Origin of the sequence: Apilactobacillus timberlakei (genome assembly GCF_002993965.1) — a bacterium.
Taxonomy (GTDB): Bacteria; Bacillota; Bacilli; order Lactobacillales; family Lactobacillaceae; genus Apilactobacillus; species Apilactobacillus timberlakei.
Genome location: NZ_POST01000006.1, coordinates 38,077 through 52,785, shown reverse-complemented (window position 1 = coordinate 52,785; position 14,709 = coordinate 38,077). Strand labels below are relative to the sequence as shown.

At 31.8% G+C, this 14,709-nt stretch carries 11 protein-coding genes and 1 rRNA gene; all 12 read right to left on the bottom strand.

Features of this window, described 5'->3' with window-relative positions; translation table 11 throughout:
* Positions 1–67: ribosomal RNA gene (locus C7N71_RS07125) — 16S ribosomal RNA — on the bottom strand; the annotation flags it as partial.
* Positions 68–524: 457 nt separating this feature from the next.
* Complete coding sequence (gene lysS / locus C7N71_RS07120) at positions 525–2,012, bottom strand: lysine--tRNA ligase (RefSeq protein WP_105988405.1); 1,488 nt, start codon at positions 2,010–2,012, stop codon at positions 525–527.
* Between the two features lie 99 nt (positions 2,013–2,111).
* Entirely contained in the window at positions 2,112–3,107 is a 996-nt protein-coding gene (dusB, locus tag C7N71_RS07115; protein ID WP_105988403.1) for a tRNA dihydrouridine synthase DusB, read from the bottom strand.
* Between the two features lie 87 nt (positions 3,108–3,194).
* Entirely contained in the window at positions 3,195–4,088 is an 894-nt protein-coding gene (gene hslO, locus C7N71_RS07110; RefSeq protein ID WP_105988402.1) for an Hsp33 family molecular chaperone HslO, read from the bottom strand.
* An 88-nt stretch (positions 4,089–4,176) separates the two neighbouring features.
* Positions 4,177–6,177, bottom strand: coding sequence for an ATP-dependent zinc metalloprotease FtsH (ftsH, locus tag C7N71_RS07105; protein ID WP_105988401.1), 2,001 nt, complete (start codon positions 6,175–6,177; stop codon positions 4,177–4,179).
* 137 nt (positions 6,178–6,314) lie between these two features.
* Positions 6,315–6,857, bottom strand: a complete 543-nt coding sequence (gene hpt, locus C7N71_RS07100) for a hypoxanthine phosphoribosyltransferase (protein ID WP_105988400.1) — start codon at positions 6,855–6,857, stop codon at positions 6,315–6,317.
* Positions 6,850–8,211 (bottom strand): tRNA lysidine(34) synthetase TilS, encoded by a 1,362-nt coding sequence (gene tilS, locus C7N71_RS07095; protein WP_225361902.1) that lies wholly within the window; start codon positions 8,209–8,211, stop codon positions 6,850–6,852. Before tilS ends, hpt begins: the two co-directional genes overlap by 8 nt.
* A gap of 105 nt (positions 8,212–8,316) precedes the next feature.
* A complete protein-coding gene (locus tag C7N71_RS07090) occupies positions 8,317–8,769 on the bottom strand; it encodes a S1 domain-containing RNA-binding protein (RefSeq protein WP_105964025.1) in 453 nt (150 codons plus the stop codon).
* Between the two features lie 92 nt (positions 8,770–8,861).
* A complete protein-coding gene (locus C7N71_RS07085; RefSeq protein WP_105964026.1) occupies positions 8,862–9,236 on the bottom strand; it encodes an FtsB family cell division protein in 375 nt (124 codons plus the stop codon).
* An 82-nt stretch (positions 9,237–9,318) separates the two neighbouring features.
* On the bottom strand, positions 9,319–9,591 hold the full coding sequence (locus tag C7N71_RS07080; RefSeq protein ID WP_105964027.1) for an RNA-binding S4 domain-containing protein: 273 nt from the start codon (positions 9,589–9,591) through the stop codon (positions 9,319–9,321).
* A 14-nt stretch (positions 9,592–9,605) separates the two neighbouring features.
* On the bottom strand, positions 9,606–11,171 hold the full coding sequence (locus tag C7N71_RS07075; RefSeq protein WP_105988398.1) for a putative polysaccharide biosynthesis protein: 1,566 nt from the start codon (positions 11,169–11,171) through the stop codon (positions 9,606–9,608).
* Positions 11,161–14,688 carry a transcription-repair coupling factor gene (mfd, locus tag C7N71_RS07070; RefSeq protein ID WP_181399278.1) on the bottom strand — a complete coding sequence of 1,176 codons (3,528 nt, stop codon included), beginning with the start codon at positions 14,686–14,688 and terminating at the stop codon, positions 11,161–11,163. The genes C7N71_RS07075 and mfd overlap by 11 nt, the downstream gene beginning before the upstream one ends.
* Positions 14,689–14,709: the final 21 nt, after the last annotated feature.

The window sequence follows — 14,709 nt, the reverse complement described above, 5'->3', positions numbered from 1 at the left end:
GTTCGACTTGCATGTATTAGGCACGCCGCCAGCGTTCGTCCTGAGCCAGGATCAAACTCTCATCTTATAGATGAAAAGCTTTTAACTAGCTCATCAAATTAATTGTTTTTTTATAAGCGAATTGACTTCGCTGTGTTTAATTACTTACAATCTAAATTGCAAGTTCCTTACACATCATCGATTATCAATCTTGTTCAGTTTTCAAAGATCTACTTATCAGTTAACCGCTTTTATGAAGCAGCTTTTTAATTATATCACGTCGTCAATTTAATGTCAACAACCTTTTTATAATTAATTTTTAAATTAATATGTTGTCGTTTGTCATATCAACAACGCAACATTAATTATTATGCCATTTTAATAAGTAAAAGTCAATAACTTTTTGTAATTATTTTTTAAACACTTTGTAAATTTCGTTACTAAAATGACAACAGAAATAATAATATCAATAATAAATGCATAAGTCAATATACAAATAAAAAAAGTTCCTACAATTATTCATCGTAGGAACTTTTTTTATATTATTATTCTTCAGAATTATCCCCTGGTCTCATAGTTGGGAATAATAAAACATCTCTAATTGATTCCGCATTAGTTAATAACATAACTAAACGATCAATTCCAATACCTAAACCACCAGTAGGAGGCATACCGTATTCTAAGGCTTCAACATAATCTAAATCTACAGGTTGAGCTTCATCATTACCTTGAGCTTTTTCTGCAGCTTGAGCTTCAAATCTTGCCTTTTGATCAATAGGATCGTTCAATTCAGAAAATGCATTAGCATATTCCATACCAGATACATATAATTCAAAACGATCAGTAAATCTAGGATCATCAGCATTCTTTTTAGCTAATGGTGAAATTTCAACCGGATGACCATAAATAAATGTAGGATCTTGAATCTTAGGTTGTACTAATTCTTCAAAGAATTCGTTGATAATATGTCCAACCTTCCAGAAGTCTTTATATTCAATATGGTGTTCATCAGCTAATTTTCTAGCATCTTCTAAACTCATTTTTTTCCAGAAATCAACGCCAGTATATTGCTTAATAGCATCAACCATGTGTAAACGAGTAAATGGCTTATTAAAGTCTACCTTGTCACCTTGGTATTCAATAATCCCATCATCTGAAACAACTTTAGATGCAGCTTTAAAAATACCCTCAGTTTCATCCATTACATCATGAAAATCAAAATATGCAATGTATGATTCTAATTCAGTAAATTCAGGATTATGGTCTTGATCCATACCTTCATTTCTAAATACACGACCAATTTCATATACACGTTCCATACCACCAACAATTAATCGTTTAAGATGTAATTCAAGGGCAATACGTAAGTATAAATCAATATCTAGTGCATTATGATGAGTGATAAATGGACGAGCATTAGCACCACCAGCTTGATTATGAAGTACAGGAGTTTCAACTTCTGTACAATCCATTTGATTATCTAAATAGCTACGAATAGCTGAGATAATTTTAGTACGTTTTTGAAAACGATCGAAACTATCACGGTTAGCAATTAAATCTAAATATCTTTGACGATACTTTTGTTCTTTATTTTGTAAACCATGGTATTTATCTGGTAATGGACGTAATGCTTTTGCTAAGAAAGTTACATGGGTAGCCTTAACCGTTAGTTCACCCATATCAGTTTTAATAACTTCACCTTCAAAGCCTAAATGATCACCAATATCAGAACGCTTAAAGATATGGTAATTGTCTTCACCAACAACATCTTTTCTAACATAGAGTTGAATTTTGCCAGAGCGATCTTGTAAATCAGCAAAACCAACTTTACCTTTACCACGTTTTGCAACCATACGACCAGCGATAACAACTTTTTTATCTTTTTCTTCTAGTTCTTCTTTTGTTAAATCATTGTATGCATCATGCAATTGTTTAGCTAAATGAGTACGTTCGAAGCGGCCACCAAATGGATCGATGCCTTCTTCTCGTAATTCATTCATCTTTTGGCGACGAACTCGCAATTGATCATTCATTTGCTTTTCTTTTGCCACAGTAATACCTCCATCAGAATAAATTATTTTCTATAATAATAATACCATAAATCAGCTTAACCTATTAACATTAATTAAATTCTATACTCGAGTAGCATTCCTTTTAGCTGTCTTTTCAAGAAAATCATCAAAGATATCAACCATTTCTTGTTCTGTACCAGCTTCATTTAAAGCTGCCTTAGTTCTAGCTGAACGTCTAAGTCCTTTTAGATAGTAAGCAGCTTGCCCTCTAAATTCACGAGGACCGATAAAATCTCCCTTAATGCCCACTAATCTATGCAAATGTTCTTTGGCAGTTTTAATTGTTTCTTCAACTGATGGTTCTGGTAACATTTCACCAGTTTCTAAATAATATGCTGTTTGTTTTAACATAAATGGATTACCTTCAGCAGCACGTCCAATCATCACTGCATCACATCCCACATAATCAAGCATTTCTTTGGCCTTTTGTGGAGTAGTAACATCACCATTCCCCATAAATGGAATAGTCAATTTATCAGCAACCGCTTTTAAGACATCCCAATCAGCAGAACCTTGATACATTTGTTTTCTAGTTCTACCATGCATTGCAACTGCTGAAGCACCTGCTTTTTCAGCCATTAGAGCATTTTCCACAGCATAAATATGATCTTCATCCCAACCAGTTCTCATTTTAACAGTCACTGGTTTGTTAACTGCTGAAGTAACAGCTGAAACCATTTCATAAACTTTATTAGGATCTAATAGCCATTTTGAACCAGCATCAGTTTTCACAACTTTATTAACTGGACATCCCATATTAATATCAATAATATCAGCGTCGGTCTTTTGATCAATAAATTTAGCACCTTGTACTAAAGTTTCTTTACTACCACCAAATATTTGAATGCTCATTGGATGTTCCTTAGCATCAACATTAATCATATCTAAAGTTTTTTGATTGTTATACATAATTCCACGATCAGAAATCATTTCACAAACAACCAAACCAGCATTAAATTCCTTACAAATCATTCGAAATGCTGTATTAGTTACTCCCGCCATTGGAGCCACTACCACTTGATTTGGGATTGTAACGTCCCCAATTTTCCATTCCATAATTTTCACCTCATATATAAATCAGTCAGATATTTATTCTGCTAGATATAATAGCACAATAAATGTTAATGGTCATTTTTATAATACTTATTTTTTATCATCTTTAGTTGGTTTTTCTAATTTTTTTAAATCATCTTCACTAAAATTATAAGTAGTTTGGCAGAAGTTGCAAACTACCTTTGCACCATGATCTTCGTCAATCATTGCTTGAATTTCTTTATTGCCAATTCCAGCAATTTCATCAGCAAATTTTTCTTTAGAACAATCACATTTAAATGCAACTGGTAAATTTTGTAAAATGGTTAAATTATCTTCGCCAAAAATAAGTTTTAGAATATCTTCTGGTTTTTGCTTAGATAAGAATAATTCTGAAATCATAGGAATTGATTTCAAGCGTTCCTCTAATTTAGCAATTGCATCATCAGAAGCTCCTGGTAACACTTGGATTAAATAGCCTCCAGCTGCACCAATCGTTCCATCTTGATTTACATAAACAGAAACACCAACTGCTRAAGGAATTTGTTCTGATTGGGCTAAATAATAGGTAAAATCATCACCTATTTCACCAGATACTAAATCTACATTACTAGTGTAAGGTTCAGTCCCACCTTGACTCTTCATTACTTGTAATGTTCCATTATGACCAATTGCTCCACCAACATCTAGCTTATGATGTTTATTTAATGGTATATCAACATAGGGATTATGCATATATCCTTTAACATGCCCCTTTGCATCAGCATCAACTACAATTGTACCTGCAGGTCCGTCACCAATAACTTTAACCGTCATTGATTCATTTCCTTTTAGAACTGAAGAAGATAATAATAAACTAGCAACCAAACTACGACCTAATGCAGCGGAAGAAGTTGGCCAAGTATTATGATCTTTTTGTGCTTCAGAAACTAATTCAGTGGCTTCCATCGCATAGGCTCTAAACATTCCATCTTTAGTAACACTTTTAGTCAAATAGTCTGACATTATCAAAACCCCTTTTATAATTAAACATTTATAAAAAAACGTGAGTTAAATATTTTATTCAACCCACGCTTTTATTTAATCAAATTTATTATTGATTATTATTTGAATCATCAGAATCATCATGATTATTTATTTCTTCATCATGTTTTTCTAATTTTTCTTTTGATTCTTCAAAAGATGCATTCTCATCAACATCATTATTTTCTTCTGGCATCTTACCAGTACGATATAAGCTTAGAATTTGTTTTTCATCTAGTGTTTCGTACTTAAGTAAGGCATCAGCAATTGCACGATGTTGTTCACGATGTTGTTCTATAATATCGTGAGCTTCGCCATGTGCTTCATTGATAATTCTTCTTACTTCATCATCAATAGTTGCGGCAGTCTTCTCAGAATACTTACGAGCATATGGATCTTGAGTTGGGCTTTCTAATTGAACAGTACCTAATTTTTCACTCATACCATATTGAGTAACCATTGCACGAGCTAGATTTGTAGCTTGTTCAAAATCATTAGAAGCTCCAGATGACTCTGAATCAAAAATAATTTCTTCAGCAGTTCGACCACCCATTAATCCAGCAAGTTGTTCCATGGCATTCTTCTTAGACATCAATTGTTGATCTTCACGAGGGAGCATAATTGCATATCCTCCAGCACGACCACGAGGAACAATTGTAACTTTATGAACAACTCGAGCATCATTTAATACTAATCCTACGATTGTATGACCAGCTTCATGATTGGCAACAATATTTTGTTCTTTCTTGCTAACAACCTTATCTTTCTTAGCTGGACCAGCAATAACACGATCTTCAGCTTCGTCTAATTCATCAGGTCCAATACTATCCTTGTTACGACGAGCAGCTAACAAGGCAGCTTCATTAAGTAAATTAGCTAAATCCGCTCCGACAAATCCTGGAGTTTGCTTAGCAATTTCATGTAAATCTACCTTATCAGAAACAGGTTTATTCTTAGCATGAACTTTTAAGATTGCTTCTCTACCACGTACATCAGGTTGACCTACTAATACTTTACGATCAAAACGACCTGGTCTAGTCAAAGCAGGATCCAAGACATCAGAACGGTTAGTAGCAGCAATAACAATGACCCCATCATTACCTGAGAAACCATCCATTTCAACAAGTAATTGATTAAGAGTTTGTTCTCTTTCATCATGGCCACCACCCATGCCGTTACCACGTTTTCTACCTACAGCATCAATKTCATCAATGAAAATAATGGCAGGACTGTCTTTTTTAGCTTGAGTAAACAAGTCACGAACACGACTAGCACCAACTCCGACAAACATTTCAACGAAATCAGAACCAGAAATTGAGTAAAATGGTACTGCTGCTTCACCAGAAACAGCTTTAGCTAGTAAAGTTTTACCAGTACCAGGAGGACCCTCTAGTAAAACACCATGAGGAATCTTCGCACCTAATTTAGAATATTTCTTTGGATTCTTTAGGAATTCAACGACTTCAACTAACTCTTGCTTTTCTTCTTCTTCACCAGCAACATCTGAGAACTTAACATTACTATGAGTAGGTTTAGCTTTAGACTTACCTACTCCCATGATGCCACCTTTACCGCCGTTTTTACCGCCGGCTTGATTCATCATAATGAAGAAGAATACTAAAATAATTAGCATAGGTACAACTGAAATTAGTAGGTTAGTCCAGAAACCACCATTAGTATCAGCCTCTTTGGCATTCATTTTAACKTCATTTTTCTTAGCATAGTTAGTGATTTCAGAAATTGTGCTATTGTTCTTTAAAACATTAGCTTTAAACGATGAAACTTTGGTAGTCTTTTGAGAATTACCAAATAAGAAACTACCACCACTATTAGATTTAGTTTCTTGCGCTTCTCTATATTGACCGGAGATGTTATAAACACCATCGGAAGGTTGAACAGAGAAGTCTTTTACCTTATTATCTTTTAATTGTTTAACAAACTGACTAGATTGAATCTCTTGATTATGAGTTTCTCCTTTATTACTAGTGGCAAAAAAGAATACTCCCATTAAAATCAAGAAAGCAACAATATAGAACAGACTGTTCTTGAATAATCCTTTATTATTACGCATCAATTGCCTCCTGTTCTTAATGTCTTAGACCATTATTTAATAATTTATTATATCACTTTAAAGTAAATAAAGCTTATTGTGATTTTTAAATTTAAGACACAAGACATATATTATCATTTTTTTATTACATAGACTATCTATTTGTTTGAATAAACTTTTGGTTTTAAAACTCCTACATATGGTAAATTACGATATTTACCATTGTAATCTAAGCCATAGCCAACCACAAATTCATTAGGTACTTCTAATCCTACATAATCAGCTTTAGCTTCAACCACACGGCCTTCTGGTTTGTCCATTAAAGTACATACCTTAATAGATTTAGCTCCACGATCAGATAATAAATCTTCTAAATACTTTAATGTTCTACCAGTATCAATAATGTCTTCAATAAACAAAACATTACGACCATTTACATCAATATCAACATCCTTCATTAACTCAATTGATCCACTAGATTGAGTTCCACCATGATAACTAGATACATCAATAAAATCAATATCCATATATAAGTCTATATCACGAACAATATCAGTCATAAAGAAGATTGCACCCTTCAAGACTCCAATAACTATCGGATTTTCACCCTGATAGTCTTTTGTGATCTGTTCACCCAATCTTTTACATGCATTTTCAATATCTTCTTCACTATATAAGGTCTTAAGAATGTCGTTATTCATTACGTTCTCCTTCCAAAAGCTTTTGTTTCATGATTAAATTATATCTTTTATTAACAGAATTTAAAATAGTGGATTCACTATACCCTAAAATAGATAAAACAKCATTATTCGAGTTTACTAACGTCTGTGCAGTTTTTCTAAGTTTATTAGGAATTTTTTTGTTAATAAAGACTCTCTTAGCCGATTGATGACCACCATTTTTTAAAGTAATCTTATCTGAAGTTTTAGTCATCCTAACAGATAAAGGGAAGTCCTCTTTTGACAAATTAAATTGGGAAATTCTTTGATATTTATCGGGATGTTTAATTTCCTGATCAGTAATCATAAATAGCTCCCCATTCAATGTAGAAAACCATTGGTTTAATGTTACCACAAACTCATCTTTCTTTGATAAACTTATAAAATTATTTTTATATTTTTGAATGCTAAATTCATTATATGACTTATCAAGATAATAATTATTGTTTAATTTAAACCTTACTTGGGGTTTTTGTCTATTATTTAATAAATAAATAATAGACAAAATTGTATCTTGATTAGCTAAGGAAGAATTATTAACTGGATTCAGCAGTTCTTCCAAAATTTCGAATTGAATATTATAGCTTTGATTAGTAAATTTTTCTAAACTATACTTATCATTTTCAAGCTTCAAATTTTCGATTAGTTTTAATAATAGTTCCTTATTAGTACCTAATAATTGATTCAACTGCCTAGAAAATGCCCCTAAATGTTCAACCACTTTGGGATTTTCTTTTTCCATCATTGGTAGAATTTGATGACGAATCCGATTACGTTGTACATCAAGTTCTTGATTAGTTTCGTCTTCAAACCATTTGATGTTATTATCAATGGCAAATTGTTTTAAAGATGCTTTTTTAAAGTCTAATAATGGTCTTAATAAAAATCCATCATTAAATTTTCTAATCCTATTAATTCCACTAACTTGTTTAACGTATGATCCCCTAATGAGCTTCATTATAATGGTTTCTGCTTGATCATTTAAATGATGTGCAGTTAACAACATTTTAGCATTATATTTTTCCATAACCTTTTTAAAAAAATCATAACGAAAATTACGTGCAGCATTTTCTATTCCATTAGTTGGATGATCTGTTTTAGGCCAAATGCCAATTTCCAAGTTTAAATCATTTTGCATACAATAATGATTAATGTATTGTTCTTCTATTTCGCTCTGCGACCTTAGCTTATGATTAACATGTGCAACTACAATCTTAGGTCTTAAACCTATAGGTAAGTTTTTCATTAGATATAATAAACACATCGAATCAACACCTGCAGAAACACCAATTACAACATATTCATCATTATTCCACCAATGATTTTTAGCTATCAAATTGAAAAAATTTTCGCACAATGTTTTACCACTTTGCATCATTTTTCTCCTTAAAATTTTATAAAAATAAAATGATTAAGGCCAATGCCTCAATCATTTTTAGTTTTAGCTACGACGACCACCACGGCCACCACGTTTGCCCTCTGTATTTTTCTTAATTGTTGCTAGTCTGCTTTCACTATCTTTTAAGAAGTTATTCATTAAATCATCAAAACTAGCTTTTTTATGGTTATCGTTATGACGGTGGTTATTACCAAAATCACGTTTAGAATTACCATGATTATTATGATTATGTGAATGATGTTCTGGTTTTCTTTCAGATTCTGGTTTTGCCTTTCTGATTGAAAGAGCAATTTTACCATCATCACCAATCTTCAAAACTTTAACTTTAACTTCATCGCCAACTGTTAAAACATCTTTGATGTCTTTAATATAGCTATCAGAAATTTCACTAATATGAACTAATCCTGTTTTATGATCTCCTAAATCAACGAATGCTCCAAAATTAGTAATTCCTGAGACTTTGCCGGAAATTTTTGATCCAACTTCAATTGCCATAAAAAAAATGTTCCTCCTAAAAAAGTAAGTATCCTAAGTATAGCACCATTATTAGTATTATTGTACAAAAAAAATGGTATTTTTATACCATTTTAATTTTGAGTAACATCTTTAGATACATCCCCAGGTAAACCATAAACTGTTTCACCTGGCTTACTATAATAATACTTTTGTCTAATCAATTTTTCCAAATAATCATTATTATAGAGTTGCTTAACATTTTGCTTTAATTTCTTATTATTATCTTTATTATTTTGCAAAACAACCTGTGTATTATTGGTCTTATTTTCCACTCTACTAGATTCATTTTTTGTTGTTATTATTTGATAAACAAGAACTAAAGCGACAACTAAAAATATCAATATTAAAATAAACGCACGTTTTTTACGAGTACGTAAAATTCTTTGATGCCTAGACATCTTAAGTTTTTCATAATCATTATTTAAGTGACGTACCTTATTAGACATTTTTAGTAACCTCCATAGTTGTTATAAACCAGTATAATCATTATTTGCAAAAAATAAAATCATAAATATAAGTTTTTATAAATTATTCATTAGAAAAATCACGTTCATATTGTTCATCTAAGACTGTATACATACGATCAGCTTCAGCCTTTTTAGTAGTTTCAAAAAGTTGATTAACTTGTAATGTTAGAGTCTTATTACCAAACTTTATAACTAATTTATCGTTAGATTTAATATCAGTTGAAGACTTAGCAACATTACCATTAACTAAAATTCTACCTTGATCAGCAATACTTTTAGCGACAGTTCTACGTTTAATAATTCTTGAAGTCTTTAAAAATTTATCTAATCTCATAAAACTAATCCCTCTTATCTATTTATAAATTTATTAATTATTGGCACCGATTTCCATTCTTCATCACTCAAAATATTAATTTTTTTGGCAACAAATATAAATGAAAGTGCCCCTATTGGTATTAAAATTAATAATACAATCAATGCTTTTAATCTAAAATTATTGAATGGAATATGCTTAATAACAATATTCGAAAGCCAAAATTCCATAATAAACATTATCATAGCATTTATCATCAATTTAACAGTAAAAGATAATTTATTATGCATCTTTAATTTAAATTTTGAAAAACATAATTCTAAGATTAATACAAAAAGAAGACTAATAATTGTTGAAATACTAGCACCCATAATGCCAATCTTTGCAGTCAAAAATTCAGTTATTATTAACTTTAATAATAAACCCGCCATTATGGAAAATGCAGCAATCTTAAATTGATCAACACTTTGCAAAATACTGCTATAAATTGTGATAATCGTCGTTATCAAAATACTAAAGCAGTAAACACTAAGTGTATGGCTTTCAGTTTGACTATTAAATAACAGTTGATTAATCATTGGCATTAAACTAATCATCCCAGCAGTAATTGCTACCGTCAAGAAAATACTAACACGCATCATCTCATTGGCAATACCATTAAAGCTATCATATGCTTTTTTCTTATATGCTTGACTTAATGAAGGTAAAATTGCTGTTGAAAATGAAGTCGCAAATACTAGCCCCAGTTGAACTAAAGTCTGACCACGGTCATAAATGCCTTTTGATACTTGTGAATCAATTACTGACAGTCCAGATAATACTAGCCCCTTTCTAACAGTAAATGAATCAACCAACTGTAATAAAACCATAATGGAAGCTAATAAACAAAGGGTTCCACCTTCTAATAATAGTTGCTTAGTTAAATTAGGATAAGCCATTTGTTTAATGTTCGGTAGTTTACCAATGTTTTTGCGATAATATATTAATAAAACTGCTAATGAAAAAACCTCTGCAATTGGTACTGCTAGCATTGCATATTTTCCTACAGTATAAGGACTTAAGTGATTAATAACTCCAATATATGCAGCTAGCAAAATTACCGATACACGCATCAGCTGTTCAATTACTTGTGAATAAGCGGTTGGTTTCATAAAAAGAATTGCTTGAAAGTATCCACGGAAGCCAGCCAAGAATGGCATAAATAAAAACATCCAACTAACTGCTTGAATTATGCCTACTAAATTAGGATCGCCCATTAATCGAGCAATTTGAAATGCACTAATCTGTAAGACTATAAATATAATAAAACCAAAGCCAGATAGTGTAATTAATATCTGCCTCAATAAAGCTTTTTTATTCATTTGACTATCTTGTTCGGCAATCACTCTGGATATAAAAATAGGTAATCCTGTTAATGCAAGTGTCATTCCAATCCCATAGATTGGATAAACCTGTTGATAAATGTAAAAACCAACATTTCCAACCAAATTTTGAAATGGGACTCGATAAAAAGCACTTAATACTTTACTAATCAATGAAGCAATTGATAACAACATTGCTCCTTGCATAAGAGACGATAGTTTATTTTCGCTATTTTTCATTATTCAAATTTCCTGTATATTCTTTATCTAATGCTAAAACAAATTTCATCAATTCATTCATCCATTTATCTTCAGACATAGTTGGCTGAACAGTTAATGCAATTTGTATTTTACCATCAGCGGTTCCAATCATTGAACGAAATTCAGTTGCTGCAATTGCTTTTAATACTTGCTTACTATCGTAAAATTCAGTTCCAATTTTAGATAATGTAATCACTATTTGTTTAGAACCTCTGGTAATGCTCTGTACTAAAGCCGTACTTGCATACATTTTGATTCTACTAATGGTTAATAAATTGGTAACTGCTTTTGGATAATCACCAAAACGATCAATCATATCAGATTGTAATTCGCGATATTGATCATCGTTACTCATTTGCCTAATTCGTTTGTATAATTCAATCTTTTGTTGTGTATCTTGAATATATTCATCTGGTAAATAAGCTTCAACATTTAAGTCCATATTAGTTTCAACTTTAGCATCCGTCTTACGACCGCGTTTTCTAGCAACCGCATCTGAAAGCATTTCTGTATACATATCATATCCAACTGAATCTACAAATCCAGATTGTTGTTTACCTAATAAATTACCAGCACCGCGTAATGATAGATCACGCATAGCAATTTTAAAACCAGAACCCAATTCAGTAAAATCACGAATTGCTTCTAAACGATTTTCAGAAACCTCAGTTAGTACTTTATTAGGCTTATACATAAAGTAAGCATAAGCAACACGGTTAGAACGACCAATGCGTCCACGAATTTGATACAACTGTGATAATCCCATATGATCAGCATTTTCAACGAATAGCGTGTTAGCATTTGGAATGTCCACACCAGTTTCAATAATAGTAGTAGTTACCAATACATCATATTCGCCATTTACAAAATCATATAGCACTGATTCCAATTGATTTTCAGTCATTTGTCCATGAATATAACCAATTCTGGCATCTGGAACCAGTGCTTGTAGATGATTAACTGTCTTTTCAATATCGGATACTCGATTATGCATATAAAAGACTTGTCCACCACGACTCATTTCTCGATTAATTCCTTCACGAATTGCACCAGCATTTTCTTCCATCACATATGTCTGAATAGGATAACGATTAGCAGGTGGGGTCTCAATCACTGATAGATCACGTACCCCCATCATCGACATATTTAAAGTTCTAGGGATTGGGGTTGCAGTCAATGTTAAAACATCAACGTTCGATTTTAATTCTTTTATTTTTTCTTTGTGTTTTACACCAAAACGTTGTTCTTCATCTACTAATAACAATCCTAAGTCTTTAAATTTAATATCTTTAGATAATAAACGATGAGTCCCAACAACAATGTCAACACTACCATCTAATAAACCATCTTTAGTGGCATTTAATTGTTTTCGAGTCCTAAATCTTGATAAAACCGAAATATTGATAGGAAATCCTTCAAAACGATTAAGCATCGTTTCATAATGTTGATGTGCTAAAACAGTTGTTGGCACTAAAAAGGCTACTTGTTTACCCGCTTCAATTGCTTTAAAAGCAGCATGCAAGGCTACTTCCGTTTTTCCATAACCAACATCTCCTACTAACAAGCGATCCATTGGATGTGGATGTTCCATATCATTCTTAATTTCTTCAGAACTACGCACTTGATCAGGAGTGGGTTCATATGGAAATGAAGCTTCAAATTTATCTTGATATTCATCGTCTTTAGGAAATGCAAAACCTTTTTGAGCAGATCTTTTAGCATAAAGATCAATTAAATCATCAGCAATATCTTCAATCTTTCCTTGAACCTTACGTTTAGTCTTTTGCCATTCACTGCCACCTAATTTATTGACACGTGGATGCCGATCTTCTGATGAAACATATTTTTGAATTAAATTTAATTGTGTAACTGGAATAAACAATTGTGCATTATCACGATAAGTAATTGTAATGTAATCTTGATGTTTTCCATCAACCTCCATTGTCTTCATGCCTTCATATTTACCAATCCCATGGTTAGCATGCACAACATAGTCTCCAGGCTTTAAATCAGTATAACTTTTAATTCTTTGTGCATTTGAAAAATTTTGTCGACGTGGACGTTTTTTATGCACTTTAGAAAACATTTCTGATTCAGTGATAACAACTAATTGATTAATTGGAATTTCAAATCCATTTTTCAATCTTTCTGGGATGACCTGGACTTTATGTGGCAAAATATTATCAGCAGTATTTTGAACGACTTCAATTTCAAAATCATTTAAAGTTTGCGTAACCTTCTGCATACGATTTTTATCTTTAACCAAAATAATTACGGTTTCACCTTGTTTTGACCACTTATCAATTTCAGTTTTTAATAAGGGCATTTGACCGAAGAACTTTTGCATTGGACGCACTTTGATATCTTGCAATTGGGTTAATTTAATATTACCTAAACCTTTTTGAAATAATGAAAACAGTATTTCAGCTTGCTTAACTTTATGAAATTGTTCTTTAAAATCTAAAGTTATTTTATCAGTAGATAATAGTTCCGCATGTTCTAATTTATCCTCAGCCCAATTATTTTCATCAGTCATTAATTGACGATTAGAATCTAGCAAACGGCTATAATCATCAAATAATATCGCACCATCATCAGGTACATAATCAAATATTGAATTAGGTTGATTAAATAAGTCCTTGGCATATAAAAGCCAATTACTATCAACAATGCCCTTCTTCATATCATCAATCATTGGTTGAACTGCATTAGATAATTTTTGCTTGTCATCATCATTTTTAATTGAAAGTAATCTTTGATTTAAAGTCTCGCTAACTTTATCAGAAGCTATTTTTCTTTCCTCTGAACTAACTACCATATCATTAGCAGGTAAGACCGAAACTTTTTGTGTGTTCTCGATACTACGTTGATTAGAGATATCAAAATATCTTAATGAATCAACTTCAGTATCAAAAAAGTCAATTCTGATGGGATACTCTGAGTTTAATGGATAAATATCAACAATTGAGCCTCTAATAGAAAACTCTCCTGGTGCTGCAACCACCTTTTCAGGATTATATCCCATTTGATAAAGCATTGATCTTAGTTGTTCTAGCTCAATGTCCATCCCAGTTTCAATAGTTAATTTAGATTGATTAAAATTATCAACATTGGGCAAATATCTCTTAACTCCAGATACAGAAGTAACCACTATCTTAGGCTTTCTGCTTTGTAAAGCATCCAATGCTAAAACTCTGGCTGATTTAAATTCTGGTGAACTAGTTGCAATTTCTGCTGCCAAAAATTCTTCAACTGGAAATTCTAAAACATCCTCTGGCGGCAAAATATTTTGCAAATCTTCAACAATATCAGAAACTCGCGATAATGAATCGGTCACAATTAAAAATGTCTTTTGTGTATCTTGCATCAAAGTTGCAATTAACATTAATTTTGCTGAACCAGAAAGTCCAGTTACCAACTGACGATGATTAAGTTTTAAATCTTCAATTATCGAAGAATATTGTGGTAATTGAGAGAAAAATTGTTTGATTTCCAATTTAGTTCCCCCTTCTTGTAA

What these genes read in the sequence shown, in the direction of transcription:
- lysS (WP_105988405.1), bottom strand. Translation starts at nt 2,012, where the DNA reads ATGAATGATCAATTGCGAGTTCGTCGCCAAAAGATGAATGAATTACGA.
- dusB (WP_105988403.1), bottom strand. Translation starts at nt 3,107, where the DNA reads ATGGAATGGAAAATTGGGGACGTTACAATCCCAAATCAAGTGGTAGTG.
- hpt (WP_105988400.1), bottom strand. Translation starts at nt 6,857, where the DNA reads ATGAATAACGACATTCTTAAGACCTTATATAGTGAAGAAGATATTGAA.
- C7N71_RS07090 (WP_105964025.1), bottom strand. Translation starts at nt 8,769, where the DNA reads ATGGCAATTGAAGTTGGATCAAAAATTTCCGGCAAAGTCTCAGGAATT.
- C7N71_RS07085 (WP_105964026.1), bottom strand. Translation starts at nt 9,236, where the DNA reads ATGTCTAATAAGGTACGTCACTTAAATAATGATTATGAAAAACTTAAG.
- C7N71_RS07080 (WP_105964027.1), bottom strand. Translation starts at nt 9,591, where the DNA reads ATGAGATTAGATAAATTTTTAAAGACTTCAAGAATTATTAAACGTAGA.
- C7N71_RS07075 (WP_105988398.1), bottom strand. Translation starts at nt 11,171, where the DNA reads ATGAAAAATAGCGAAAATAAACTATCGTCTCTTATGCAAGGAGCAATG.